General features: G+C 71.6%; 21 protein-coding genes. 9 read left to right on the forward strand and 12 right to left on the reverse strand.

Annotated features, from left to right (window positions below):
- Nucleotides 1–26 precede the first annotated feature (26 nt).
- From ACFQS7_RS05035 to ACFQS7_RS05065, 7 genes are all read right to left on the reverse strand, one after another.
- Nucleotides 27–449 carry a hypothetical protein gene (locus tag ACFQS7_RS05035; protein WP_380065923.1) on the reverse strand — a complete coding sequence of 141 codons (423 nt, stop codon included), beginning with the start codon at nucleotides 447–449 and terminating at the stop codon, nucleotides 27–29.
- Between the two features lie 176 nt (nucleotides 450–625).
- Nucleotides 626–2,083, reverse strand: coding sequence for an amidohydrolase family protein (locus ACFQS7_RS05040; RefSeq protein WP_380065924.1), 1,458 nt, complete (start codon nucleotides 2,081–2,083; stop codon nucleotides 626–628).
- A 73-nt stretch (nucleotides 2,084–2,156) separates the two neighbouring features.
- Nucleotides 2,157–2,324, reverse strand: coding sequence for a hypothetical protein (locus ACFQS7_RS05045; protein WP_380065925.1), 168 nt, complete (start codon nucleotides 2,322–2,324; stop codon nucleotides 2,157–2,159).
- On the reverse strand, nucleotides 2,318–4,003 hold the full coding sequence (locus ACFQS7_RS05050; protein WP_380065926.1) for a hydantoinase B/oxoprolinase family protein: 1,686 nt from the start codon (nucleotides 4,001–4,003) through the stop codon (nucleotides 2,318–2,320). The genes ACFQS7_RS05045 and ACFQS7_RS05050 overlap by 7 nt, the downstream gene beginning before the upstream one ends.
- Nucleotides 4,003–6,075, reverse strand: coding sequence for a hydantoinase/oxoprolinase family protein (locus ACFQS7_RS05055; RefSeq protein WP_380065927.1), 2,073 nt, complete (start codon nucleotides 6,073–6,075; stop codon nucleotides 4,003–4,005). The genes ACFQS7_RS05050 and ACFQS7_RS05055 overlap by 1 nt, the downstream gene beginning before the upstream one ends.
- On the reverse strand, nucleotides 6,072–7,337 hold the full coding sequence (locus ACFQS7_RS05060; RefSeq protein WP_380065928.1) for a hydantoinase/carbamoylase family amidase: 1,266 nt from the start codon (nucleotides 7,335–7,337) through the stop codon (nucleotides 6,072–6,074). Before ACFQS7_RS05060 ends, ACFQS7_RS05055 begins: the two co-directional genes overlap by 4 nt.
- 139 nt (nucleotides 7,338–7,476) lie before the next feature.
- The gene (locus ACFQS7_RS05065) at nucleotides 7,477–8,268 is read right to left on the reverse strand and encodes an SDR family oxidoreductase (RefSeq protein WP_380065929.1); all 792 of its coding nucleotides are present in this window, start codon (nucleotides 8,266–8,268) and stop codon (nucleotides 7,477–7,479) included.
- Nucleotides 8,269–8,468: 200 nt separating this feature from the next.
- Here ACFQS7_RS05065 and ACFQS7_RS05070 point away from each other — a divergent pair, with 200 nt between their 5' ends.
- Genes ACFQS7_RS05070 through ACFQS7_RS05080 form a run of 3 tightly spaced genes read left to right on the forward strand, consistent with a single transcriptional unit; the run spans nucleotide 8,469 to nucleotide 11,057 of the window.
- Nucleotides 8,469–8,999 carry a hypothetical protein gene (locus ACFQS7_RS05070; RefSeq protein WP_380065930.1) on the forward strand — a complete coding sequence of 177 codons (531 nt, stop codon included), beginning with the start codon at nucleotides 8,469–8,471 and terminating at the stop codon, nucleotides 8,997–8,999.
- 59 nt (nucleotides 9,000–9,058) lie between these two features.
- Nucleotides 9,059–10,036, forward strand: coding sequence for a 2-hydroxyacid dehydrogenase (locus ACFQS7_RS05075; protein ID WP_380065931.1), 978 nt, complete (start codon nucleotides 9,059–9,061; stop codon nucleotides 10,034–10,036).
- Between the two features lie 52 nt (nucleotides 10,037–10,088).
- Nucleotides 10,089–11,057: an MBL fold metallo-hydrolase gene (locus tag ACFQS7_RS05080; protein WP_380065932.1), complete on the forward strand. Its 969-nt coding sequence runs from the start codon at nucleotides 10,089–10,091 to the stop codon at nucleotides 11,055–11,057.
- Between the two features lie 173 nt (nucleotides 11,058–11,230).
- Here ACFQS7_RS05080 and ACFQS7_RS05085 read toward each other — a convergent pair whose 3' ends face one another.
- The 4 genes from ACFQS7_RS05085 to ACFQS7_RS05100 all read right to left on the reverse strand — a co-directional run bounded on the left by ACFQS7_RS05085 (nucleotide 11,231) and on the right by ACFQS7_RS05100 (nucleotide 15,084).
- Nucleotides 11,231–12,100 (reverse strand): amidohydrolase family protein, encoded by an 870-nt coding sequence (locus ACFQS7_RS05085; protein WP_380065933.1) that lies wholly within the window; start codon nucleotides 12,098–12,100, stop codon nucleotides 11,231–11,233.
- Between the two features lie 47 nt (nucleotides 12,101–12,147).
- Nucleotides 12,148–13,710, reverse strand: a complete 1,563-nt coding sequence (locus ACFQS7_RS05090; protein WP_380065934.1) for an EAL domain-containing protein — start codon at nucleotides 13,708–13,710, stop codon at nucleotides 12,148–12,150.
- A 75-nt stretch (nucleotides 13,711–13,785) separates the two neighbouring features.
- Nucleotides 13,786–14,316, reverse strand: coding sequence for a carboxymuconolactone decarboxylase family protein (locus ACFQS7_RS05095; RefSeq protein ID WP_380065935.1), 531 nt, complete (start codon nucleotides 14,314–14,316; stop codon nucleotides 13,786–13,788).
- A gap of 192 nt (nucleotides 14,317–14,508) precedes the next feature.
- Nucleotides 14,509–15,084, reverse strand: a complete 576-nt coding sequence (locus ACFQS7_RS05100; protein ID WP_380065936.1) for a peroxiredoxin — start codon at nucleotides 15,082–15,084, stop codon at nucleotides 14,509–14,511.
- A gap of 470 nt (nucleotides 15,085–15,554) precedes the next feature.
- Here ACFQS7_RS05100 and katG point away from each other — a divergent pair, with 470 nt between their 5' ends.
- The 4 genes from katG to ykgO all read left to right on the forward strand — a co-directional run bounded on the left by katG (nucleotide 15,555) and on the right by ykgO (nucleotide 20,282).
- A complete protein-coding gene (katG, locus tag ACFQS7_RS05105; protein ID WP_380065937.1) occupies nucleotides 15,555–17,765 on the forward strand; it encodes a catalase/peroxidase HPI in 2,211 nt (736 codons plus the stop codon).
- 129 nt (nucleotides 17,766–17,894) lie between these two features.
- Nucleotides 17,895–18,824, forward strand: a complete 930-nt coding sequence (locus ACFQS7_RS05110; RefSeq protein WP_380065938.1) for a hydrogen peroxide-inducible genes activator — start codon at nucleotides 17,895–17,897, stop codon at nucleotides 18,822–18,824.
- A 30-nt stretch (nucleotides 18,825–18,854) separates the two neighbouring features.
- Entirely contained in the window at nucleotides 18,855–20,069 is a 1,215-nt protein-coding gene (gene acdA, locus ACFQS7_RS05115) for a 3-sulfinopropanoyl-CoA desulfinase (RefSeq protein WP_380065939.1), read from the forward strand.
- Nucleotides 20,070–20,156: 87 nt separating this feature from the next.
- The gene (ykgO, locus tag ACFQS7_RS05120) at nucleotides 20,157–20,282 is read left to right on the forward strand and encodes a type B 50S ribosomal protein L36 (RefSeq protein ID WP_133287551.1); all 126 of its coding nucleotides are present in this window, start codon (nucleotides 20,157–20,159) and stop codon (nucleotides 20,280–20,282) included.
- A 338-nt stretch (nucleotides 20,283–20,620) separates the two neighbouring features.
- Here the strand turns inward: ykgO and ACFQS7_RS05125 are convergent, their stop codons facing one another.
- Nucleotides 20,621–20,992: a hypothetical protein gene (locus ACFQS7_RS05125; protein ID WP_380065940.1), complete on the reverse strand. Its 372-nt coding sequence runs from the start codon at nucleotides 20,990–20,992 to the stop codon at nucleotides 20,621–20,623.
- A 128-nt stretch (nucleotides 20,993–21,120) separates the two neighbouring features.
- On the opposite strand from ACFQS7_RS05125, the gene ACFQS7_RS05130 reads away from it, so the two are divergent.
- Both ACFQS7_RS05130 and ACFQS7_RS05135 read left to right on the forward strand, forming a co-directional pair.
- Nucleotides 21,121–22,593 carry an FAD-linked oxidase C-terminal domain-containing protein gene (locus ACFQS7_RS05130; RefSeq protein ID WP_380065941.1) on the forward strand — a complete coding sequence of 491 codons (1,473 nt, stop codon included), beginning with the start codon at nucleotides 21,121–21,123 and terminating at the stop codon, nucleotides 22,591–22,593.
- Complete coding sequence (locus tag ACFQS7_RS05135) at nucleotides 22,590–23,774, forward strand: FAD-binding protein (RefSeq protein WP_380065942.1); 1,185 nt, start codon at nucleotides 22,590–22,592, stop codon at nucleotides 23,772–23,774. The genes ACFQS7_RS05130 and ACFQS7_RS05135 overlap by 4 nt, the downstream gene beginning before the upstream one ends.
- Nucleotides 23,775–23,780 lie beyond the last annotated feature (6 nt).

The raw sequence follows: 23,780 nt of genomic DNA on the forward strand, positions 1-23,780 counted from the left end.
CCGCAGCCGCTTGCAAACCCGAGGGGTCAGCGGATCTCCTCGGCGAAGCGTGCCTCCAGCCCGTCCAGCGCGCCGTCCTTAAGGCCGAGCGCCACCTCGGCCTGCCAGACGCTGCGGCCCTCGCCGCGTTCCACCCGCAGGCAGGACCAGCGCGCCTCGGCGGGCCTGCAGGTGAAGCCGAGGCCCTCCAGCCGGCGGACCACCGGGGAGGGGTCGGTGCCGGGCGGGAACTCCGCCAGCAGGTCGCGCTGCAAGGCGAGCGGCCCCGCGGTCAGCCCCATGCGCCGGTAGTGGTCGAGCGGCGAGTCGGGCCGGTCGTCGGCGCGCATCCAGGCGAGGCCGCCCAGCAGCAGCAGGACGATGCCGCCGGCGATGGCACCGCGCGAGAGCGTGCCCCGCTGCATCAGCGGGCCGCGGACCGGGCCGGTGTCCTCCTCCTGGCGTGCCATCTCGATCCTTCAGGGGAAAGGAGGGTTGGGAAGGGAAGAGCATTCCCTCCCCAACCCCCCCCCTTCCTTTTAGTGGGTCCGGCACCCGCCGCGCGGCGGGTCTCGACCCCAAGAAACGGAGAAGGGTTGGACGCACCGCGTCCAACGGGAGGATACTTCCTCCCCGGCGTTTTCCTTCAGTCCCGGTTGCGACGGATCAGCCGGCCGGGCGCCTCGCCGGTCAGGCCGCCGGCGCCGCGGAAGACCGGCACGCCGTTGGTCCAGACCTCCTCGATGCCGTCGCTCTCCTGCTTCGGGTCCTCGAAGGTGGCGCGATCCAGGACCTTGTGCGGGTCGAACAGCACCAGGTCGGCATAGGCGCCGGGGCGCAGCACGCCACGGTCCACCATGCCGAACAGCTGCGCGGTGCGGCCGGTCATCTTGTGGATCGCCTGCTCCATGGACAGCAACCCGAGCTGGCGGGAGTAAAGGCCGAGCACGCGCGGGAAGGTGCCCCAGAGCCTAGGGTGCGGATGGGCGTCGTGCGGGATGCCGTCGGAGCCGATGACGCTCATCGGATGCGCCATGATCCGCCGCACGTCCTCCTCGTCCATCTGGAAGGTGATGGCGCCGGCCGGCAGCAGCTTCTCGGCGGCGGCGCGCTGGTCCATGTTCCAGCCGCGGGCGACGTCGGCCAAGTCCTTGCCGGCGAATTCCGGATGCGGGATCGACCAGGTGATGATGACCCGGACGTCGTCGCGCAGCCGGTCGGGCATCAGCACGGTGGACCCGGCCGGATAGGGGTACATGTCGTAGGCGACCTCCTGCAGCGAGGCGCTGGCCTCGAGCAGCGCGAGCGTCTGCACGGACCGCCCGTAATTCTCCGGCATCGAGCATTTGTGGTGGCTGATCCAGACCGGCACGCCGACCCGCTTGCCGATCTTCAGCGTCTCCTCGATCGAGGCGCAGACCTGGTCCGCCTCGTCGCGCATATGGGTGAAGTACATGCCGCCCGCGGCGCGCAGCGGCTCGGCGACGGCGATCACCTCCTCGGTCGTCGCATGCATGTTGGGCTTGTAGTAGAGGCCGGTCGAGAAGCCCGAGGCGCCCTCCGCCAGGGCTTCCGCGACAAGCTGGCGCATCCGCGCGATCTCGGCGTCCTTCGCCGGCCGGTAGAGGTCGTCGCCCATGACGCGGTAGCGCAGCGTCTGGTGGCCGATGATGGCATAGGTGTTCACCGCCGCCGGGGTGCGGCGGACCGCGTCGGCGTATTCGGCGAAGCTGTCGAAGGAGAAGCCGGAATCACCCACCAGGTCGAGCGGCGGCGGCGGCCGGCGGCCCTTCACCTGGGTCAGCGGCGCCAGCGACACGCCGCAATTGCCCACCACCACGGTGGCGACGCCCTGCGACGACTTGCAGCGCAGGCACTCGCAGCCCGACAGCACGGCGCGGTCGTCATGGGTGTGGGCATCGATGAAGCCCGGCGCGAGCGCCCGGCCGGTGGCGATGACCTCGCGGTCGGCGCTCGCGCCGCCGAGGTCGCCGACCGCGACGATGCGGTCGCCGCTGACGCCGACATCGCCAACCCGGCGCGGCCCGCCGGTGCCGTCGAACAGGGTGGCGTCGCGGATGATGAGGTCGCAGCGAAGGGCCATGGGTTCGGGAGTCCGCCGGGCAGGAATGAACCACGATCATGTCCCGCCAGCCGGGATGGCGCCAGGGGCGGCGTCAGCCAAGCGCTCGGACGGTGACGGTCCAGGCGGGCGGCATGGTCTTCCAGGGCCTCGTCCGATCGAGCCACGGCGCCGCCGGCCAGATGCGGGCGGCATCGAACACCCGACGATGCGTGCCCGAATCGCCAGGCGCCACCGCCGCCTGCCGCGCGGTCGTCAGCATTCGACGCCGTAGATCTCCCGCGCCGCCTGCTTCGTGATCAGCCCGTCTGCAACGTCGCGCCGCACCCGGTCCGGATCCCTCGCCTTCGGGTCGCCCATGCCACCGCCGCCCGGCAGCTTCAACAGCAACCTGCGGCCCTTCGGGATCACCTGGAAGCCCTTGGTGCGCAGCGGCGTGCCGTTGGCGTCGTTCAGCCCGACCCAGCCGGCGGTGCCGTCGCCGCCGCCCTCGCGGCCCTTCGGCGGATTGGCGACGCGGTCGAAGATGGCGTTGACGGCGAATTCGGCATCGCCCTTGGCGCCGATCTCCATCACCTGGCCGAAGCCGCCGCGGGTGCGGCCGGGCCCGGCGCTGTCGGGGCGGAGCTGCTTCTGCCAGAAGATGACGGGGGCGACGTTCTCGGTGGCCTCGACCGGCATGGTCCGGACGCCGGAGGGGAAGGCGATCCCGTCCAGCCCATCCTTGGTCGGCCGCGCGCCGGTGCCGCCCGAGTTGAAGGTGATGATCTCGAAATCCTCGGTCTCGGCGGCCTGGCCGGAAACCTGGCTGCCGCCGCGCAAGGGCGGGTTCCACAGCGCCGAGGAGCCCTCGGCATTCACGCGGTCCGGCACCGCCTGGTGCAGGCAGCCCATCATCAGGTCGGGCAGCAGTTGGCCCACCACGTGGCGCACCGAGACCGGGTAGGGCCGCGGCGCGTTGAGGATGCAGCCTTCCGGGATGACCATGTGGAAGGGGCTGAGGCTGGCCCAGTTGTTCGGGATCTCGGGGGCGACGACGCACTTGATGCCGAAGCAGGAGTAGGCGCGGCAATAGGCGGGGGGCACGTTGATGCCGCGCGTCGACAGGCCGGAGGTGCCGGCATAATCCACCGTGATGCGGTCCTCGGCGATGGTCATGGAGGCGTTCAGCGTCACCTCGAACTCGTAGCCGTCCGACTTGATCGAGCCCGCGAAGGTGCCGCGCGGCAGCTTGCGGATCTCCTCCAGCGTCGCGGCGAGCGAGCTGTCGAAGATGAAGCCGGCGAGCGGGTCGAGGCTGTCCATGTCGAATTCGTCGAGCATCTCGACCAGCCGCTTGGCGCCGGCGTCGTTGCAGGCGCACAGGCTGTAGACGTCGCCTTCCAGCTCGACCGGCGTGCGGCTGCCGGCGCGGAGGAAGTCGAAGAAGGTCTCGTTCGGCACGCCGCGGTCGAAGCATTTGACGATGGGGATGTAGAGGCCTTCCTCGAAGACGCTGCGTCCCTCCGGCCCCATGCCGAGCCCGCCGATATCGATGATATGGGCGGTATTGGCGAAGAGGCCGACGATCTTCCCGCGCCTGAAGGCCGGGGTGACGACGGTGAGGTCGTGCAGGTGGCCGGTGCCGAGCCAGGGGTCGTTGGTGATGTAGTGGTCGCCCGGCTGCATGGCCTCGGCGGGGAACTTGGCCAGGAAGTGGCCGACCGATTCCATCATGGAATTGACGTGGCCCGGCGTGCCGGTGACGGCCTGGGCCAGCATGCGGCCCTGCAAATCGAAGATGCCGGCGGAGAGGTCGCCCGCCTCGCGCACCGTGGTGCTGAAGGCGGTGCGGATCATGGTCTGCGCCTGTTCCTCGACCACCGCGATCAGGCGGTTCCACTGGATCTGGCGCTGGATCTTGGCGAGGGCCCCAGTCTCTTTCACGCTGGTCTCCTGCATCACGCGCTCTCCTGCGTCAGGTCGAGATAGCCGAGGCTGTCCATCGCGCAGGACCACCCCGGCCCGACCAGCGTGCTCGTCTCCGCCTCCGCCACGATGCAGGGGCCGGGCACCACCGCGCCCGGCGCCATCGCGGCGCGGTCGAACACCGGCCAATCCGCCATTTCGCCGGTCACCGTGTCCCGCACCGGCTGCGTCCGGATCGGCGCCGGGGCAGGGGCGGCGTGCGCCGCCGCGGCGGGCTCCACCGGCTCGACGATCGTCGCCACCGTCACCGCGAAGCTGAGGATCTCGACATCGCTGCCCGGCACCGGGCGGTCGTAGAAGCGGGTGTATTCCTGGTCGTAGAGCGCGCGCACCGTCCGCACGTCCTCCGCCGTCATGGCGCGCGGCGGCAGCGGGACGGAGATCTCATGCCCCTGGCCGACATAGCGCATGTAGGCGATGCGGCTCTCCTTGGTCTCCGCCTCGAAGGCGCCCTTGGCGACGACGGACGCGGCTTCCGCCGCCATGCCGGCCAGCAGCGCGTTCACCGCATCCACGTCGAAGGATCCGAAGCGCTGGTAGAGGCTCCGCACCACCTCATAGGCCACCGGCGCGCGCAGGAAGCCGATGGCGCTGCCGACGCCGGCGCCGCTCGGCACCAGCAGCCGCTTCACCCCGATCTTCTCCGCGACGCGGTAGCCATGCACCGGCCCGCCGCCGCCGAAGGCGATGATGCTGCGCCCGGCGAAGCCCTTGCCGCTTTCTATGGCATGGACACGGGCGGCGTTGGACATGTTCTCGTCCACCATCTCGACCACGCCGAGCGCGGCCATCTCGGCCGACAGGCCGAGCCTGCCGCCCACCTCGGCCGCCAGCGCGTCGCGCGAGGCTTCCGGGTAGAGCCGCAGCGACCCGCCGGCGAAGGCCACCGGGTCGTAGCGGCCGAGCACCAGGTTGGCGTCCGTCACCGCCGGCTTCATGCCGCCGCGGCCGTAGCAGGCCGGGCCCGGATCGGCGCCGGCGCTCTCGGGTCCCACCGTGATGCGACCGAGGCTGTCCACCGCGGCGATCGAGCCGCCGCCGGCGCCGATCTCCACCATCTCGATCACCGGGATCCGCAGCGGCAGGCCGGAGCCCTTCTTGAAGCGGCCGACGCGCGCGACCTCGAAGGTGCGGCTGGCCTGCGGCTGGTAGTCGTCGATCAGGCAGACCTTGGCCGTGGTGCCGCCCATGTCGAAGGACAGCACGCGGTCGAGGCCGCGCTGCTTCGCCACATGCGCCGAGAAGATCGCGCCGCCCGCCGGGCCGCTCTCGACCAGCCGGATCGGGAAGCGCGCCGCGGTCTCGAGCGTCGTCAGCCCGCCGCCCGACAGCATCATGAAGAGCGGGCAGCCGAGCCCCGCCGCGCGCAGCCCGACCTCCAGCCGGCCGAGATAGCTGGCCATCCTCGGCTGCACATAGGCATTGGCGACGGTAGTGCTGAAGCGCTCCCATTCCCGCATCTCCGGCGAGACCTCGGAGGAGAGCGAGATCGGCACCTCCGGCCAGAGCCGCCGGACGATGGCGGCGGCCTGGCGCTCGTGCTCGGGGTTCACGAAGGCATGCAGGAAGCCGATGGCGACCGCCTCGATCCCCTCCGCCCGCATGAAGGCGACGTGGGCCTCGACCGCGGCCTCATCCAGCGGCAGCAGGACGCGGCCCGTGTTGTCCAGCCGCTCGGTCACCGGCAGCCGCCAGCGGCGCGGCACCAAAGGCTGCGGCAGCTCGATGTTCAGGTCGTACTGGTCGAAGCGGGACTCGTTGCCCAGCGCGAGGACGTCGCGGAAGCCTTCGGTCGTCAGCAACGCGGTCCTGGCCCCCTTGCGCTCGATGACCGCATTGGTCGCCAGCGTGGTGCCGTGTATGACGAGGATGATGTCCGACGGCGCCATGCCGGCCTTGGCCAGCACCTGGGCCACGCCTTCCAGCACGCCCTGCTCGGGCGCCGCCGGCGTGGTCAGCACCTTGGCGGTCCAGCGCTCGGCGCCGCGTTCGATGGCGAGGTCGGTGAAGGTGCCGCCGATATCGACCGCAAGCTTTGCCGTCACGCGCCATACTCCGCCGCGAAGCGCTGCGCCACCGAACACGCCACCGCAAAATCCTCCATCCGCATCGCCTCGTGTGGGTTGTGGCTGCCGTTCTGGTTGCGCACGAACAGCATCCCCGCCGGCACCCCGGCCTGGGCGAAGGCCGCCGCGTCATGCCCGCCGCCGGAGGCCATGGTCAGGTATTTCGTTCCCAGCGCCTCCGCCGCGCGGACCAGCCCGGCCTGCACGCCGGCATCCATCGGGCTGGCGCGGCTGCCGGCCTCCAGGCCCAGCTCGAACGTCACCCCGCGCCGCGCCTCGATCTCGGCGACCTTGTCGTAGAGCACCTCGAACAGCGCGTCGCAGGAATGCAGGTTGACGCTGCGGACATCGAGCTGGAAATGCGCCTCGCCGGGGATCTTGGTGAAGCCGGCCTCGGGGCCGGTCGCCAGCACGCAGAAGGTGCAGACCATGCGGTGGCCGCGGGCTTCCAGCCGGCACCAGGCCTCGTCCATCGCCACCGCCAGGTCGGCCAGCGCGATCGCCGCGTCGCGGCGGTATTTTCTGGGCGTGGCGCCGGAGTGGTTCCATTCGCCGATCACCCGCCCGGCGCGCAGACGGCGGCTGCCGGGGATGCCGGTGATGATGCCGACGGGGATGCCCTCCGCATCCAGCACCGGCCCCTGCTCGATATGGACTTCGAGGAAGGCGGCGACGCCGTCGGGCCCGATCGCCCGCTTGCCCGCCTCGATGAAGCCGGGATCGAAGCCTTCCTCCCGCATGTGATCGGCCAGCGACCGCCCACTGTCGAGCCGCTGCACGGCCAGTTCCTCGGGCTTCATGATCCCCAGCGCGCCGCGGCTGCCGGGGTAGCTGGTGGGGAACCAGGCGCCGGCCTCCTCGGCGCGGATCGCCATCACGGTGATGTCGCGCGCGGGCGTGAAGCCGGCCCGCTTCATGCCGGCGACCGCGGCCAGCCCGGCCAGCACGCCAGCGGCGCCGTCGTAGTTGCCGCCCTGCTGCACGCTGTCGAGATGGCTGCCGAGGATCACCCGCTTCGCCGTCCGGTCCGCGCCCGGCAGGGTCAGGTACAGGTTGCCGACCGGATCGACCGTCCTCTCCAGCCCCAGCGCGTCCCCCGCCTCGGCCAGCAGCGCATGCGCCATGCGCTCGCCCGGGCCGTAGGCCTCCCGGGTGATGCCGACGCCGTCGAAGCTGCGCGCGCGCAACGCGGCAAACAGTTGCTCGGCAAGGGCGACATCGGGGGTGAGGTTGGGCAGCATCGAGGGCTCCTGCGTCGTCGGTGTCCTAGCGAACCGCATGCCGGAAGGTCGGGGGGGCGGCACCCGCCGCGCGGCAGGCGCCGACTCCCAGAAATAGATGTGGGGTCCGGGGGAGACTACCGTCTCCCCCGAGCTTCCTTCAGACCATCCCGCGCACGCGCCCGCCATCCACCCGGATCATGCTGCCGGTGATGTAGGCACCCTTCTCGCTCGCCAGGAAGGCGCCCATCGGCCCGTAGTCGGACGGCGCGCCGAGCCGGCCGGCCGGGATCTCCTCCGCCGCCTTGGCCAGCGCATCCTCGAAGCTGACATTCATCTGCTTCGCCCGCGTGGTGGTGGTCGAGGTCACCCGGTCGGTCAGGATGGTGCCGGGGGCGAGCACGTTCATCGTCACCCCGTCCTTCGCCACCTCGCCGCTCAGCGTCTTCAGCCAGCCCCAGATCGAGGCGCGCAGCGTGTTGGACAGCGCCAGCGTCGGGATCGGGTGCTGCATGCCGGTGCTGCCGACCACGATGACGCGGCCCCAGCCGCGTTCCCGCATCGCCGGCAGCAGCGCGTTGGTGATGCGGATCGGCGAGACGACGATGTGCTGGAACCACTCCAGCAAGGCCGGCTCGGTGATCTGCGATGCGGTGCAGGGCGGCGGGCCGCCATGGTTCAGCACCAGGATGTCGACCCCGCCCATCGCCTTGACCGCGGCCTCGGCCAGCCGGTCCATGTCGGCGCTGCTGGCGACGTCGGCCACCACGCCGGCGGCCGTGGCGGCACCGGCCGCCTTCAGCTCGGCCGCGGCCTGGTCCAGCCGGCCCTGGTCGCGGCCGCTGATGACGAGGCTGGCGCCCTCGGCCGCCAGCGCATCGGCGATCGACCGGCCGAGGCCCTTGGTTCCACCCATCACCAGGGCGCGGCGGCCCTTCAATCCGAGATCCATGGGGACGCTCCTTCCCGATTCAGGGGGCGCAGGCTGCCTCCCGGGGGCGGGGGTGGCAAGGCGTCGGCAGGCCGACGGTGGCTGGTGCAGGTCCGTTACGCGGATTATCGTCGTTGCGCACAGATGACGCACACCCTGGGTGCGGCGGGGCGGCGTGCGCCGGCCGCCCCGCCGGGCACGGCCGCAGTGGTCTGCGCCGCATGCCAACCGACTGTCCGGAGGTTCCCGTCGATGCCGATCGCCACCCCGACGCCCCCCCTGGTCCTGCCGGCGCTGCTGGCCGCCTGCGCCACGAGCCGGCGCCCGCGCCGGTTGCCCTGGCGCCCGCCCCTGCGCCGGCCGCCGCACCGGTCGAGCCCAGGCCGTCCGAGGCCGTTGCGCGGGTCGAGGTCCGCAAATGGCAGGTCGGGATGATCGGCAAGGCGTCCTGGGGCAGCGGGACGCTGATCCACCGGGGCCGCCGGATTCCCTTCCGGATCGGCGGTGCCGGCCTCGGCGGCGTCGGGATGGCGCGGATCCGCGCGACCGGCGAGGTCTTCAACATGACCGACGTGTCCCAATTCCCCGGCACCTTCGGCCAGTTCCGGGCCGGCGTCGTGGCGCCGGGGGCGGAGTTCAGCGGGCCGATCTGGCTGCAGAACACCTCGGGCGTCGTGTTGCGGCTGACTTCGAACCGGACCGGCCTCGCGTTGAACATCGGCGTGGATGGCATCCTCGTCGAAATGCGCTAACGGACGGCACCCACGTCCCGCGGCGGCCGGCCGCCGCGGGACCACCAAAGGAGCCGTCCATGCCGAAGCCGATCCTGCTCGTCACCCGCAAGCTGCCCGACGCCATCGAGGCGCGCGCCGCCCGCGACTACGACGCCCGGCTGAACCCGCAGGACGATCCCTGGTCCACCGACGGCGCCGAGATCGCCCGCCGCGCCACCGAGATCGGCGCCGCCGGCGTCTTCGGCGCGGCCGGCGATCAGCTCAACACCGCCTGCATCAACGCCCTGCCGGACAGCGTGAAGGTCATCGCCACCTTCTCGGTCGGCTTCGACCATATCGACATCGCCGCCGCCAAGGCGCGCGGCATCGTCGTGGTCAATACGCCGGAGGTGCTTTCCTTCGCCACCGCCGAGTGCGCCTTCACCCTCATGCTGATGGCCGCCCGCCGCGCCGGCGAGGGCGAGCGCATGGTCCGCGCCGGGCAGTGGAAGGGCTGGGCGCCGACCCAGCTCATGGGCGTGACGCTGGAAGGCAAGAAGCTCGGCATCCTGGGCTTCGGCCGGATCGGCCGCGAGTTGGCCGCCATGGCGCGCGGCTTCCGGATGGAGATCCACTACCGCGACGTCCAGAAGCTGCCGCCCGAGGTGGAGCAGGGCGCCATCTACCACGCCGACGAGGACAGCTTCCTGTCCACCATCGACATCATCTCGATGCACGTGCCAGGCGGCGACGCCAACAAGCACTGGCTGAACGCCGAACGCCTGGCGAAGATGAAGCAGGGCAGCCTCGTCGTGAACAGCGGCCGCGGCGTCTCGGTGCACGACGAGTCGCTGATCGCGGCCCTCAAGTCCGGCCATATCCGCGCCGCCGGCCTCGATGTCTACGACGGCGAGCCGAAGGTGAACCCGGGCTACATGACGCTGGAGAACGTCGCCCTGCTGCCGCATCTCGGCAGCGCCACGATCGAGGTGCGCGACGCCATGGGCAACCGGGCGCTCGAGAACCTCGACGCCGTGCTGCTCAAGCACACCGCCCCGCCGCACCGGGTGGCATAACCGCTACCGCTGGCGCATCCTCCCCGGCAAATCCGCCTGGGAGGGATGCCCGATGGAGACCACCCGCCGCGCCGCGCTGATCGCGTCGCTCGCCGCCCCTGCCCTGGTCGGCCGGGCCATGGCCCAGGCCGCCCCGGCCAGCGCCGTGCCACAGGCCCCCCGCCTGCAGGCACCGGGCTGGTACCGCTTCCAGCTCGGCGGCTTCACCGTCACCACGGTCTTCGACGGCTTCGTCCGGCGCAACGCCGAGGGCCTGGTCCGCAACGCCCCGCTCGCCGAGGTGCAGGCGACCCTGGCCGAGAGCTTCCTGCCGACCGCGACCTATGACGGGCCCTATACCGTCACCTTCGTCGATACGGGCAAGCTGCTGGTCGCCTTCGACACCGGCACCGGCGGCCAGATGGCACCCACCGCCGGGCTGCTCGCCGCCAACATGGCCGCCGCGGGGCTCGATCCCGCCAAGGTCGGGCTGGTCGTCATCACCCATTGCCACCAGGACCATATCCATGGCCTGACGACGCGGGACGGCACCGCCGTCTTCCCCAATGCCGAGGTCGCGGTGGCCGAGCCGGAATGGGCCTGGTGGAGCGACCCGGCCAACGAGACCCGCAGCCCGGAGGGCCAGCGGGTCAACTTCGCCAATGTCGCCCGCCGCTTCGCGCCCTACCGCGACCGTACCCGCCGCTTCGCCGCGGGCGCCGAGGTCGCCTCCGGCATCCATGCCGTGGCCGCCTTCGGCCACTCGCCCGGCCACTGCATCTTCCGCGTCGCCGATGCCGGGCAGCAGCTGATGGTGCTGGCCGACACGACGCACCGGCCGGAACTCTTCGCCCGCCGGCCAGGGCTGCGGTCGATGTTCGAATTCGACGCGGCGGCGGCCGAGGCGACCCGCCGCCGGGTGCTGGACGAAGTGGCGACCGACCGCATCCAGGTCATCGGCTACCATTTTCCCTTCCCGGCGGCGGGGCACATGCTGCGGGACGGGGAAGGCTATCGGTATGTGCGGGCGGATTGGAGCTGACGGCGCGGGTGAAGCTCGCGGGGAGAAGGCTTTTCCTCCCGTTGGACGCATGCGTCCAACCCCTCTATTGCCTTCTGTGGGCTTGGCATGCGTCGCGCGGCAGGTATCCACCCAAAAAAAGGTGAGGGGACCGGGGAGATACCTTCTCCCCGGCCTTGTCGTCTCCTCGGCGCTTACGCCCAGTAGAGCCGCGCCGGATTGTCCACCAGCACATGCTGCCGCAGCCCCGCATCCGCCGTGACAGCGGCGAGGAGGTCCACCAGGTCGCCGTCGTTCGGCATGTCGCCGGCGATGTTCGGGTGCGGCCAGTCGGTCCCCCACAGCACCCGGTCGGGCGCGGCCCCGACCAGCGCCGCGGCGAAGGGCACCGCATCCAGGAAGGGGGCGCCGGCCGAGGAGACCCGCTCCGCGCCGCAGACCTTCACCCAGGCCAGCGGGTTGCGCAGCAGGTCGAGCAGCGCCTGGAACGGCGCCTGGCCCAGCCCGCCGCGCGCTTTCACCCGGCCCATGTGGTCGATGACGAAGGGCACCCGCAGCCGGCCGATCCGCGCCGCATGCTCCAGGATGTCCTCGGCGTCGAGATGCAGCACCACGTGCCAGCCGAGCGCCTCGATCCGGCCCATCACCGCGTCGAAGACATCGAGGTCCGGCGCGCCGCCGAGGTGGCGGACGAAGTTGAAGCGCACGCCGCGGATGCCGCCCGCATCCAGCCGGGCGAGCTCGGCATCGGTGACGCCGCCGTCGACGATGGCGATGCCCCGGTAGGCCCCGCCGGATGTGGCGATGGCGTCCAGCATCGCGGTGTTGTCGGTGCCGTGGCAGCTTGCCTGGACGATCACCGCGCGCTCGACGCCGATGGTCCGGTGCACCCGCCGCAGTTCGGCCAGCGGCGCGTCGGGTGGGGTATAGGCGCGGTCGGGCGCATAGGGGTAGCGGTCGGCCGGGCCGAAGACATGGCAATGCGCGTCGCAGGCGCCGGGCGGCAGGCGGGTACGCGGGGTGCGGGTCGCGGGGTCGGGGGCCTGGCAGCTCCGGTCGGTCATCGCGTCGCCTCCTGTTGCCGGGATGGGACGCGCGGCGGCCCGCGGCGTCAATCGCTCCCGGGCAGCGGCCCCGGCTTGCCGTAGAGCCAACCCTGGCCGTAATCCACGCCCAGTTCGCGCATCAGGGCCGCCTCCGCCTCGGTCTCGATCCGCTCGGCGACCACCCGGGCGCCCACGGTGCGGGCCAGGTCGACCATGCCGGCGACGATGCCGCGATCCTGGTCGCTGCGCGCGGCGGCGGTGACGTAGAGCCCGTCGATCTTCACGTAGTCCACCCGGAAGGCGCGCAGGTAGCGGAAGGCCGCCGCACCCGCGCCGAAATCGTCGATGCAGAGCGGCAGGCCGCGCGCGCGCAGCGCCTCCACCGTGCGCACCGCCTCGGCCTCGTCCTCGATCTCCGCGGTCTCGGTGATCTCGATCAGCAGGCGGTGCTGCAGCAGCGGCTCGGCATCCAGCAGGCCGAGCAGGCGCTCGCGGAAGGCGGGGCTCTGCAAAGTGAGGCCGGAGAGGTTGGCGGCGATGCGGGTCTGCCGCGCCCGCCGCGCCGCGGCGCAGACCGTGGCCAGCACCGCCCAGTCCAGTTCTTCCGACAGGCCGGCCGTCTCGGCGAAGGTGACGAATTCCTGCACCCCGCTGACCGGGGAGGAGGCATCCGGCTCCGGCCGCAGCAGCGCCTCGTAGTGGTGCGGCGTGGCATCGGCGAGCGAGACGATCGGCTGGAAGGCCAGGCGGAAGCGGCGCTCGGCGATGGCGCGGCGGAGCCAGACGGCGCGCCCATAGGCCTCCGCCACGAAGCCCGAGAGCCCATCGGCGAAGCCGGCCTGGTCCAGCGCCTCGGGCCCGTCGCGGGTGAAGCAGGCGAGCGCATGGCGCAGCGCCCGGGAGGCCTGCATCGGCGTCAGGCCCTCTGCCGCCAGCGGCAGGCTGCGGGTGGCGACCGAGGCGCCGTCGCCGGCGGCGGCGGCGATGCGGGCGCCGAGCTCGGCCAGGTCGGTCTCCGCCACCGAGATCAGCCCGTAGCGGCCGGCGGCGAGTTCGCCCGCCACCGCATCCGGCGCCAGGCCGCCGGCGATGGTCTCCCGGATCCGTTCGGCGATCTCCGCGGAGGGGGTGAGCGGGCCGGCCTCGTCGCGCAATTCGATCAGGCCGAGGGTGCCGGCGGCGCCGCCGTCGCGCGCCGCGAGCTCGGCGGCGTCGCGCAGCGCGGCGGGACCCGAAGGCGCCGGGGCCTCCCCCGACCCACCGGGCATGGCGGCGAAGGTCAGGCAGATGCGGTCGGCATCCTGGCCGAGCAACCGCAGCCCGGCGCAGGACATCGGGGTGCGGCGGGAATCGGCCAGATGGAAGCAGATCGGCGGCAGCCGGTCACGTGCCTGCAGCCCGGCGAAGGCCAGGTCGAAGCCCTGACGGTCACCGCGGGCGAGCAGGTCCCGCACCGGCCGGCCGACCCAGGCCTCGGCCGGGGCGCCGAGCCGGCTCTGCAGCGCGCCGGCGGCGAACAGGATGCGGCCATCGGGTGCCACTTCCAGCAGGATCTCGGCCGCGGCGAGGGCGAAGGTGAGGAATCGCTCCCGGTCCGTCACCCGCCGCGGCTGCGCGTTCCCGTCCATGCATCGGCTGCCCGTCTGTCCCGGAAGACAGTGGCGCACCCGGATGAAGGTCGGGTGAATCCCCTCGTCCAGCGGTCAGGCCGCGAGCGCGGCCTCGCCGTCGAGCGTCGCGGCCGTCGCATGCAGCACCGCGGCGATGCGCACCGCGGCCTGCACGGCTTCCTTGCCGATGCCGTGCTGCAGGAGGACCTTCTCGTGGCTCTCCATGCACATGCCGCAGCCGTTGATGGCCGAGACGGCGAGCGACCAGAGCTCGAAATCCACCTTGTCCACGCCGGGCTTCGCCATGGCGTTCATCCGCAGCTTCGCCGGCATCTGGGCGTAATCGCCGTGCACCAAATGGGTGAAGCGATAGTAGACGTTGTTCATCCCCATGATGCTCGCGGCTGTCTTGGCCGCGACCAGCGCCTCGGGGCTGAGCTGGGGGCCGAATTCGCCGACGATCTCCTTGATGACGGTCGGGTTCCGGCTGGCGAGCGCCGAGGCGATGAAGGTGCCGGCGCGCTGCTGCGGGGTCAGCACGGTCTCGGCGGCCAGGCTGCCGAGGTTCAGCTTCTGGTCCTTGGCGTAGTCGGGCAGGGAATTGCGCAGGGCTTCCAGCGACATGGCGGGCTCCTTCGGGGGCTGGTCATCGGGTGGGCGGAGCGGATCGGGGCAGCTGCCGGCGATCCGTTCGACCAACCCTCTCCCGCGCCGGGGGGGACGCGGGAGCGGGGGGGGCTAAGGGGGGCTGATTGCCCCCCTTTTCGCGCACGCAAATAGGGTTGTCGTGGCGGCTGCTTGCGTGCGCGACCTAACTCAGGCCGCCTTGTCGAACAGCTTCTGGGCGTCGAGGGCCTCTTCGCCCTTGGTCCAGTTGCAGGGGCAGAGTTCGTCGGTCTGCAACGCGTCGAGCACGCGCAGCACTTCCTGCGGGTTGCGGCCGACGTTCAGGCCGTTGACCGAGGCCCACTGGATGGTGCCGTCCGGGTCGACGATGAAGGTGGCGCGCAGCGGGACGCCGGCGTCCTTGTCGAGGATGCCGAGCGCCGAGGACAGCTCGCGCTTGATGTCGGCCAGCATCGGGATCGACAGGTCGCGCAGGTCGTCGTTGTAGACGCGCCAGTTCAGGTGGACGAACTCGCTGTCGGTGGAAACGCCGTAGACCACCGCGTCGCGGTCGGCGAACTCGCCCGACAGCTTGGCGAAGGCGGCGATCTCGGTCGGGCAGACGAAGGTGAAGTCCTTCGGCCAGAAGAAGACGATCTTCCACTTGCCGGCGTCGGACTCGGAGGAAATCTCGGTGAAGGACTTGCCGGGGCCGCCGAGGCCCTCGGGGCCGGCCTTCACGGCGGCGAGCTTGAAGGAGGGGAAGGTATCGCCAACGGTCAGCATGGGTCGCGTGCTCCTCGGTCTCGGGTGCAGCGGGGGCGCATCGTGTCCGGCCCTCGGTGCTGCAATGCAATATATGCAGCGCAGCATGTCGCGGCCAATGAATAGTTTGAACGGGATGCATCGACAGCTTCGATGGTTGCCGTAGGTCCGCAAGGGTCGGGCATCGGCAATTGTGATCGATCCAGCCGATCAAGCTTCCATGAATTATTCATTGGAGCGTGAGGGCGCGACGGCATAGGCTTCAATCCGTGAGCAGATCCGCCGGTGCCGCCAGGTGGCGTCAGGCCGATGGGGCGCTCACGGTCCGGCCGAGTCCGGGGAGTCGCCCCGGTCCGGGCCGCGGGCCCTGGCCTCGACCACCGCAGGCTGCGCAAGACGGAGCGGGAACGGAATCAGGTCGCCTCTGGACTGGTCGTGACGTCCTTCGCACGGTCCGGGTCGACCCCAACAACCGAGGGACGGAGAAGAACATGGACGGACATAGCGGCCAGAACGTGGGCAAGTGCCCGGTCATCCACGGCGCGCCGAAGCATGCGAGCTCGGGCGGCCGGTCGAACCGTGACTGGTGGCCGAACCAGCTCAACCTCCGGATCCTGCACCAGCATTCCCCGGCCTCCAGCCCGATGGCCAGGGGCTTCCGCTATGCCGAGGAGCTCAAGGCGCTCGACATCGAGGCGCTGAAGCGTGACCTCGCCGCGCTGGTGACCGACAGCAAGGACTGGTGGCCGGCCGATTACGGCCATTACGGCCCGTTGTTCGTCCGCATGGCCTGGCACAGCGCCGGCACCTACCGGATCGCCGATGGCCGTGGCGGCGCCGGCAGCGGCAGCCAGCGCTTCGCCCCGCTGAACTCCTGGCCCGACAACGGCAACCTCGACAAGGCGCGCCGCCTGCTCTGGCCGATCAAGCAGAAATACGGCAACCGGATTTCCTGGGCCGACCTGATGATCCTGGCCGCCGACGTCGGCATGGAAACCATGGGCTTCAAGACCTTCGGCTTCGGCTTCGGCCGCGAGGATGTCTGGGAGCCGGAGGAGGACATCTACTGGGGCGCCGAGGACACCTGGCTGGGCGACACCCGCTACACCGGCGACCGTGAGCTGGCGAACCCGCTTGGCGCCGTGCAGATGGGTCTCATCTACGTCAACCCGCAGGGCCCGAACGGCACGCCGGACCCGCTCGCCGCGGCGCGCGACATCCGCGAGACCTTCTCCCGCATGGCGATGAACGACGAGGAGACCGTCGCCCTCATCGCCGGCGGCCATACCTTCGGCAAGTGCCATGGCGCCGGCGACGCGGCGCTGGTCGGGCGCGAGCCCGAGGCCGCCGCGATGGAACTCCAGGGCCTCGGCTGGAAGAACGACTTCGGCAGCGGCAAGGGCGTGCACACCATCACCAGCGGCCTCGAGGGCGCCTGGACCAACAACCCCATCGCCTGGGACAACGGCTACTTCGACAACCTGTTCAACTACGACTGGGAGCTGACCAAGAGCCCGGCCGGCGCCTGGCAGTGGACGCCGAAGAACCCGGAAGCCGCCAACACCGTGCCCGATGCGCACGACCCGGCGGTGCGGCACGCGCCGATGATGGCGACGACCGACCTCTCGCTGAAGCTCGACCCGATCTACGGGCCGATCTCCAAGCGCTTCCATGAGAACCCGGCAGCGTTCACCGAAGCCTTCGCCCGCGCCTGGTTCAAGCTGACCCATCGCGACATGGGGCCGCGCGCCCGCTACCAGGGCCCGCTGGTCCCGGCCGAGGAATTGCTGTGGCAGGACCCGGTCCCGGCGGTCACGCATCCGCTGGTGGACGCCGCCGACATCGCCGCGCTGAAGGCGAAGATCCTCGCCTCCGGCCTCACCATCCCGCAGCTCGTCGGCGCCGCCTGGGCCGCGGCCTCGACCTTCCGCGGCTCCGACAAGCGCGGCGGCGCGAATGGCGGCCGTCTCCGCCTGGCGCCGCAGAAGGACTGGGAGGTCAACCAGCCGGCCCAGCTGGCGACGGTGCTGGCCAAGCTCGAAGCCATCCAGCAGGACTTCAATGCCTCGGCCGCCGGCGGCAAGCGCGTCTCGATGGCCGACCTGATCGTCCTCGGCGGCTGCGCCGCGGTCGAGCAGGCGGCGAAGGATGCGGGCCATGCTGTCGAGGTGCCCTTCACCCCGGGCCGCACCGACGCCTCCCAGGAGCAGACCGACGTCGAGTCCTTCGCGGTGCTGGAGCCGACCGCGGACGGCTTCCGCAACTACCTGACGACCCAGTACGCCGTCTCGGCGGAGGAACTGCTGGTCGACCGGGCCCAGCTGCTGACGCTCTCGGCGCCGGAGATGACCGTGCTGGTGGGCGGCCTGCGCGTGCTGGGCGCCAATGCGGGGCAGGTGCCGCACGGCGTCTTCACCAAGCGGCCGGGCGTGCTGACCAACGACTTCTTCGTCAATCTGCTCGACATGGACACGGACTGGGCGCCGACCAGCTCGACCGCGGAGCTGTTCGAGGGGCGCAACCGGGCGACCGGCACGGTGAAGTGGACCGGGACCCGGGTTGACCTGGTGTTCGGCTCCAACTCGCAGCTGCGCGCCCTGGCCGAGGTCTTCGGCAGCGCCGGCGGCGAGGAAGCCTTCGTGCGTGACTTCGTGGCGGCCTGGACCAAGGTGATGAATCTGGACCGCTTCGACCTGGCCTGACCCGACCCTGCGGCGGCGCCCCGGGAATCCCCGGGGCGCCGTCCGGTGGTCCGCGTCGGCTGGCCGCGGATACTGGCCTCGGACTGGGACGCAGCCTATAGAAGCCAGCCGTTTTGATCGGTTGCTTCGATGGTTCCCCTGCCCAGCCCGCAGCAGCTCCGCTACCTTCTGGCGCTGGCCGACCACGGCCATTTCGGCCGCGCCGCCAATGCCTGCGCGGTCACCCAGTCCACCCTCTCGGCCGGCATCATCGCGCTCGAACGCCAGCTCGATGCCGGGCTGCTGGAACGCGGCGCCGCCAAGCGCCCGGTTTTCACCCCGCTGGGGCTGGAGGTGGTGGAGCGCGCCCGCCGGGCGCTGGCGGCGCTGGAGGCGGTGGCCGAGACCGCCGCCGCGTCGCGCGACCCGCTCTCCGGCCCGCTCCGGCTCGGCATCATCCCCACCATCGGCCCCTTCCTGCTGCCCCGGCTGATGCCCGCTTTGCGCGAGGCCTTCCCCCGCCTGCGGCTCTGGCTGCGGGAGGACCAGACCGAGCGGCTGGTGGCGCAGCTCGACCGCGGCCGGCTGGACCTGCTGCTGCTGGCGCTGCCCTGCGCCTGCGGCGAGGTGGAGACCCTGCCGATCGCCGCCGACCCCTTCCTGGCGGCGCTGCCGGCCGGCCACCGGCTGGCGGCGCGGGACCGCGTGCCGGTCGGCGCGCTTGCCGCCGAGCGGCTGCTGCTGCTGGAGGACGGGCATTGCCTGCGCGAACACGCGCTCGACGCCTGCGGCCTGCCGCGCGGCACCCTGCCGGGGGAGGAGGGGTTCGCCGCCACCTCGCTGCATACCCTGGTGCAGATGGTCGCCAGCGGGCTCGGCGTCACCTTGGTGCCGCAGCTGGCGGTGGCGGGCGGCGTGCTGGCCGGCACCTCGGTCGAGGTGCGGCCGCTGGAAGGCGAGCCGGGCGAGGCGGCGCCCTCCGGCCGCAGCCTGGCCCTGGCCTGGCGGACGCGCAGCCCGCGCGCGACGGAATTCCGCGATCTGGCCCCGGCCATTGCGGCGGCGATGCGCGGCGGGTAACGGGGTGGGAACAGGGGAAGGACAACGGGCATGGACGGTCTGACGCCGGACCAGGCGAGGTTGCGCGAACGCGCGCGAGACCTGGCGCAGGAGGCCGCGGCCCAGGCCGCCGAGACCGACCGCAGCGAGCGATACCCCTGGCCGATGGTCCGCCGGATGACCGAGGCGGGCTTCATGGGCCTCACCGTGCCGCGGAGCTTCGGCGGCCCCGGGCTGTCCTATCTCGACGCGGTCCTGGTGATCGAGGAATTCGCCAAGGCCTGCGCGGTCTGCGGCCGCATCGCGGTCGAGGCCAACATGGGCGCGATCGGCGCGGTCATGGCCTATGGCAGCCCGGCGCAGCAGCGGCTGGCGGCCGGGCTCGTGCTCGCCGGCGACAAGCCGGCGATCTGCATCACCGAGCCGGACGCCGGGTCGGCGGCGACCGAGATGACCACCCGCGCGGTGCGCCACGGCGATACCTGGGTGATCGACGGGGTGAAGCACTGGATCACCGGCGGCGGCGTCTCCCGCCTGCACCTCATCTTCGCCCGGGCCTTCGAGGCCGGCGTCGATCTCGGCATCGGCGGCTTCCTGGTGGTGCGCGGCGGGGAAGGGGACCCGGCCGGCCTCGTCATCCACCGCCGCATCCCGTCCATGGGGCTGAAGGGCATGCCGGAGGCGGAGATCCACTTCCGCGGGCTGGAGGTGCCGGATGCGATGGTGCTGCGCCCGCCGGGGGGCTTCGCCCGCGGCTTCGGCCGGCTGATGGAGGCCTATAACGGCCAGCGGGTCGGCGCGGCGACCGCGGCGCTCGGCATCGCCGCCGGGGCCTATGACCAGGCCCTGGCCTATGCCCAGGCGCGGCGGCAATTCGGCCGGCCGATCGCCGAATTCCAGGGGCTCGGCTGGATGCTGGCCGACATGTCGATCAAGCTCGAGGCCGCCCGCGCCCTGATCTGGCGCGCCGCCCGCAGCGCCGGGCCGGGCGATGGCGCCAGCGGCTTTCCCGACCGCCTGGCCGCCGCCCAGGCCAAGGTGCTGGCCGCCGACACCGCGATCGAGGTCACCAACCAGGCGCTGCAGGTCTGGGGCGCCGCCGGCTACAGCCGCGACAACCCGATGGAGCGCTTCGTCCGCGACGCGCGGATGTTCGCCATCGCCGGCGGTACCGCGCAGGTGCTGCGGACCCAGGTTGCGGAGCGCATCCTGGGGCGGAAATTGCCGCAGACGCGCGACGGATTCTTGCGGCAAGCCGCGGAATAGGCCGTGTTTGGTTGACAGCCCGCCACCCTTTCCCCTAGACGCTCCGCCTCTCTTTCGCTGCCGCACGGCGTACCAAGGTCCAGTCCGATGAAGATCCGCAACAGCCTGAAGTCCGCCAAGACGCGGGACAAGAACTGCGTCGTGGTGCGCCGCCGCGGCCGCATCTACGTGCTGAACAAGAAGAACCCCCGGCTGAAGGCCCGCCAGGGCTGAAGCGCCTCGCCCGGCCCCTCGGGGCCGGGGGACTGGGGTTACGCAACCCGCCGCCGGCGCTGCCGCGGCGGGGTTTTTGCGTGTACCGGCCGCCGGCGGGGGCATTTCCCTTGCATGGCGGGGCCGGGGAGATTATAGGAAGATAATCAAGGCGGCGCCTTGCCCTCGGCGCGCCGATGAGGCGGATTGAATTGCTCAATCCCTCAAAGACAAAAGCGTCCTGGCCGCAAAGCGTGGCGCAGCCTAGCCTTGCCGCGAATGGGGCCGGAGCGGCCTCACATGGTTTGAGGCAAATTGGGCCGCTTTGAGCCCGCTTCAATCCGCTCCGCCCCGGCTGGTCATTTCGGGGTCATCATCTCCGTCCCCAGCCCGCCGCCGGTGGTCCAGCTGCCGCGCAGCCGGCCATCCGGGTCCACCTCGAAGACCGCGACGCCGGGGCGGCCGTTGACCACGAAGGACACCGCCAGCACCCCGCCCTGGATCAGGCCGAGGCCCATGATGGTCTCGTTCGCCACCCGCCAATTGCCCACCCAGGCGCCGCCCGGCCCGGTCCGCAACAGGAATTCGCCGTCGTAGTTGGTGCCGTCGGGGTTGGTGCCCTCGACGGCGTAGCTGCCCTCGCGGATCTGGGCCGCGGCGGGTGCGGCGAGGGCGGCGGCCAGGCCGAGGGCCAGCAGGCCGGCAAGCAGCAGGGGGCGGAAGCGGGGCACGCGCATCTCCAATCGGAATTGCCGGGAAACTGCCCGCGCCGCCCGGAAGGGGCAAGCACGCCGCTTGCCGGGTGGCGCCGGCCGGCCCATTTTCCGGCCGTTGCCCTATGCTTGCAGGAGAGTGGGACGTGATCAGGCTGCCCGACCCGAAGCCGGACGTGATGGCCCGCCGCGCCGAGATCGTCGCCGCCCTGCAGCGCATCCTGCCCCCCGGCCCGATGGGCGACGGGGTGATCAGCGAGGAACTGCGGCTCAAGCCCTACGAGACCGACGGGCTCTCGGCCTACCGGCAGCCGCCGCTGGCGGTGGTGCTGCCGGAGACGACGGAGCAGGTCGCCGCCATCCTGCGCTATTGCCACCAGAACGGCGTGCGGGTGATCCCGCGCGGCGCCGGGACCTCGCTTTCGGGTGGCGCGCTGCCGCTGGCCGATGCGGTGGTGATGGGCATGATGCGGATGAACCGCATCCTGGAAGTGGACTACGACAACCGCCTGGCGGTGGTCGAGGCCGGCGTCACCAACCTGGGCATCACCGCGCATGTCGCCGATGACGGCTTCTTCTATGCGCCCGACCCGTCCAGCCAGCTCGCCTGCATGATCGGCGGCAACGTCAACATGAACTCCGGCGGGGCGCATTGCCTGAAGTATGGGGTCACCGCCAACAACCTGCTCGGCCTGAAGCTGGTGACGATCGAGGGCGACATCCTCGAGGTCGGCGGCAAGCACCTCGACGCCGCGGGCTATGACTGGCTGGGGCTGCTGACCGGCAGCGAAGGCATGCTGGCGGTGATCACCGAGGTGACGGTGCGCATCCTGCACAGCCCCGAAGGCCAGCGCGCCATGCTCGCCGCCTTCAAGTCGAACGAGATCGCCGGTGAGGCGGTGGATGCCATCATCGCCTCGGGCATCATCCCCGTCGCGCTGGAGTTCATGGACCGCCCGGCGATCCACGCCTGCGAGGCCTTCGCCCATGCCGGCTACCCGCTGGATGCCGAATCCCTGCTGATCATCGAGGTCGAGGGCAGCGTGGCGGAGCAGGACTCGCTGCTGGCCCAGCTGAAGGGCATCTGCGAGCGGTTCGACCCGATCAGCGTCAAGGTGGCCGAATCGGCCGAGCAGTCGCTGGCGATCTGGAAGGGCCGCAAGGGCGCCTTCGGCGCGGTGGGGCGGATCAGCCCCGACTACCTCTGCATGGACGGTACCATCCCGACCGGCCAGCTGCCCTTCGTGCTGAAGCGCATCGGCGAGATGTCGGCCGATTACGGCCTGCAGGTCGCCAACATCTTCCACGCTGGCGACGGCAACCTGCATCCGCTGATCATGTTCGACGCCAACGACCCGGCCAGCTTCCACAAGGCCGAGACCTTCGGCGCCGACATCCTCAAGCTCTGCGTCGAGGTCGGCGGCTGCCTGACCGGCGAGCACGGCGTCGGCGTCGAGAAGCGCGACCTGATGGGCGTGCAGTTCACCGCGGCGGAGCTGACCCTGCAGCGCCGGATCAAGGGCGCCTTCGACGCCGACTGGCTGCTGAACCCGGCCAAGGTCTTCCCGCTGGAGGACAACCCCGCCTTCGCCCCCGCCACGCTGCCGCGCGCGGCATGAGCACCGAGGTCCTCGCCCCGGCCACCGAGGCCGCGCTCTCCGCCGCCATCGCCGAAGCCGCGGCAGCCGGGGAGCCGCTGGCGATCGAGGGGAATGGGACCAAGCGCGCCTTCCTCCGCCCGGTGCAGGCGGCCCGGACGCTGTCGACCCGCGGGCTGGGCGGGATCACGCTCTACAGCCCGTCGGAGATGATCGTCTCCGCCTGGGCGGGCACCCCGCTGCCGGAGATCGAGGCGGCGCTGGCCGAGAAGGGCCAGCACCTGATCGCCGAGCCGCCGAGCTTCGGCGCGCTGTTCGGCGCCAGCCTCCCGCCGACGATCGGCGGGCTGCTCTCCACCAACCTCTCGGGCCCGCGCCGCATCGCCGGCGGCGCCATGCGCGACCATGTCATGGGCATCCGCGCCGCCAGCGGGACGGGAGAGATTTTCCGCAGCGGCGGGCGGGTGCTGAAGAACGTCACCGGGCTCGACCTCTGCAAGCTGCTGGCCGGGGCGCATGGCACGCTGGGCGTCATCACCGAGGTGACCTTGAAGGTGCTGCCTGGCCCGGCCTCCTCCGGCACCGTCGCAGTGCGCGTGGCGGACCTGGCGGCCGGCGTCCGGGTGCTCTCGGCCGGGCTCGGCAGTCCCTTCGGGGTCTCCGGCGCGGCGCTGCTGCCAGGCGGCACCCCGGGCCGCCCCGGCCCGCTGGCGCTGCTGCGGATCGAGGATTTTTCCGACTCCGTCGCCTACCGCTGCGGCCGGCTGCGCGCCGATCTGGCCGCCCTGGGCGAGGTGACGGTCATCGACCTGGAGGAAAGCCGCGCCCTCTGGGCATCAGTGCGAGAGGCCGAACCGCTGGGCGCGACGCCGGACGAGGCCATCTGGCGCGTCTCCGTCCGGCCGACCGCGGGGCCGCAGGTCGTGGCCGCGGCGGGGCTCGACAAGGCGCTGCTCGACTGGGGCGGTGGGCTGGTCTGGCTGGCCGGGCCGGCGAGGCCGGACGCCCATGCCCGGGTGGTCGCCGCGGCCGAGGCCACCGGCGGCACCTTCACCCTGTTCCGCGCGCCGGAGCCGCTGCGCGCCGCGGTCGCGGTGCTGCCGGAGGAGCCCGCGGCGCTGGGGGCGATCGGCCGGCGGGTGAAGGCGGTGCTCGACCCGATGGGAATCCTCAACCCGGGGCGGATGCGGGCAGGGCTGTGAAGGCCA

Source organism: Dankookia sp. GCM10030260 (assembly GCF_042666655.1).
Classification (GTDB): Bacteria; Pseudomonadota; Alphaproteobacteria; order Acetobacterales; family Acetobacteraceae; genus Paracraurococcus.

Bases quoted from the DNA above. Each gene is read 5' to 3' on its own strand.
- ykgO (WP_133287551.1), top strand. From the start codon at position 20,157: ATGAAGATCCGCAACAGCCTGAAGTCCGCCAAGACGCGGGACAAGAAC.
- ACFQS7_RS05040 (WP_380065924.1), bottom strand. From the start codon at position 2,083: ATGGCCCTTCGCTGCGACCTCATCATCCGCGACGCCACCCTGTTCGAC.
- ACFQS7_RS05090 (WP_380065934.1), bottom strand. From the start codon at position 13,710: ATGGACGGGAACGCGCAGCCGCGGCGGGTGACGGACCGGGAGCGATTC.
- ACFQS7_RS05045 (WP_380065925.1), bottom strand. From the start codon at position 2,324: ATGCTGACGACCGCGCGGCAGGCGGCGGTGGCGCCTGGCGATTCGGGC.
- katG (WP_380065937.1), top strand. From the start codon at position 15,555: ATGGACGGACATAGCGGCCAGAACGTGGGCAAGTGCCCGGTCATCCAC.
- ACFQS7_RS05065 (WP_380065929.1), bottom strand. From the start codon at position 8,268: ATGGATCTCGGATTGAAGGGCCGCCGCGCCCTGGTGATGGGTGGAACC.
- ACFQS7_RS05080 (WP_380065932.1), top strand. From the start codon at position 10,089: ATGGAGACCACCCGCCGCGCCGCGCTGATCGCGTCGCTCGCCGCCCCT.
- ACFQS7_RS05095 (WP_380065935.1), bottom strand. From the start codon at position 14,316: ATGTCGCTGGAAGCCCTGCGCAATTCCCTGCCCGACTACGCCAAGGAC.
- ACFQS7_RS05085 (WP_380065933.1), bottom strand. From the start codon at position 12,100: ATGACCGACCGGAGCTGCCAGGCCCCCGACCCCGCGACCCGCACCCCG.
- ACFQS7_RS05050 (WP_380065926.1), bottom strand. From the start codon at position 4,003: ATGCAGGAGACCAGCGTGAAAGAGACTGGGGCCCTCGCCAAGATCCAG.
- acdA (WP_380065939.1), top strand. From the start codon at position 18,855: ATGGACGGTCTGACGCCGGACCAGGCGAGGTTGCGCGAACGCGCGCGA.
- ACFQS7_RS05060 (WP_380065928.1), bottom strand. From the start codon at position 7,337: ATGCTGCCCAACCTCACCCCCGATGTCGCCCTTGCCGAGCAACTGTTT.
- ACFQS7_RS05075 (WP_380065931.1), top strand. From the start codon at position 9,059: ATGCCGAAGCCGATCCTGCTCGTCACCCGCAAGCTGCCCGACGCCATC.
- ACFQS7_RS05135 (WP_380065942.1), top strand. From the start codon at position 22,590: ATGAGCACCGAGGTCCTCGCCCCGGCCACCGAGGCCGCGCTCTCCGCC.
- ACFQS7_RS05070 (WP_380065930.1), top strand. From the start codon at position 8,469: ATGCCAACCGACTGTCCGGAGGTTCCCGTCGATGCCGATCGCCACCCC.
- ACFQS7_RS05035 (WP_380065923.1), bottom strand. From the start codon at position 449: ATGGCACGCCAGGAGGAGGACACCGGCCCGGTCCGCGGCCCGCTGATG.
- ACFQS7_RS05100 (WP_380065936.1), bottom strand. From the start codon at position 15,084: ATGCTGACCGTTGGCGATACCTTCCCCTCCTTCAAGCTCGCCGCCGTG.
- ACFQS7_RS05110 (WP_380065938.1), top strand. From the start codon at position 17,895: ATGGTTCCCCTGCCCAGCCCGCAGCAGCTCCGCTACCTTCTGGCGCTG.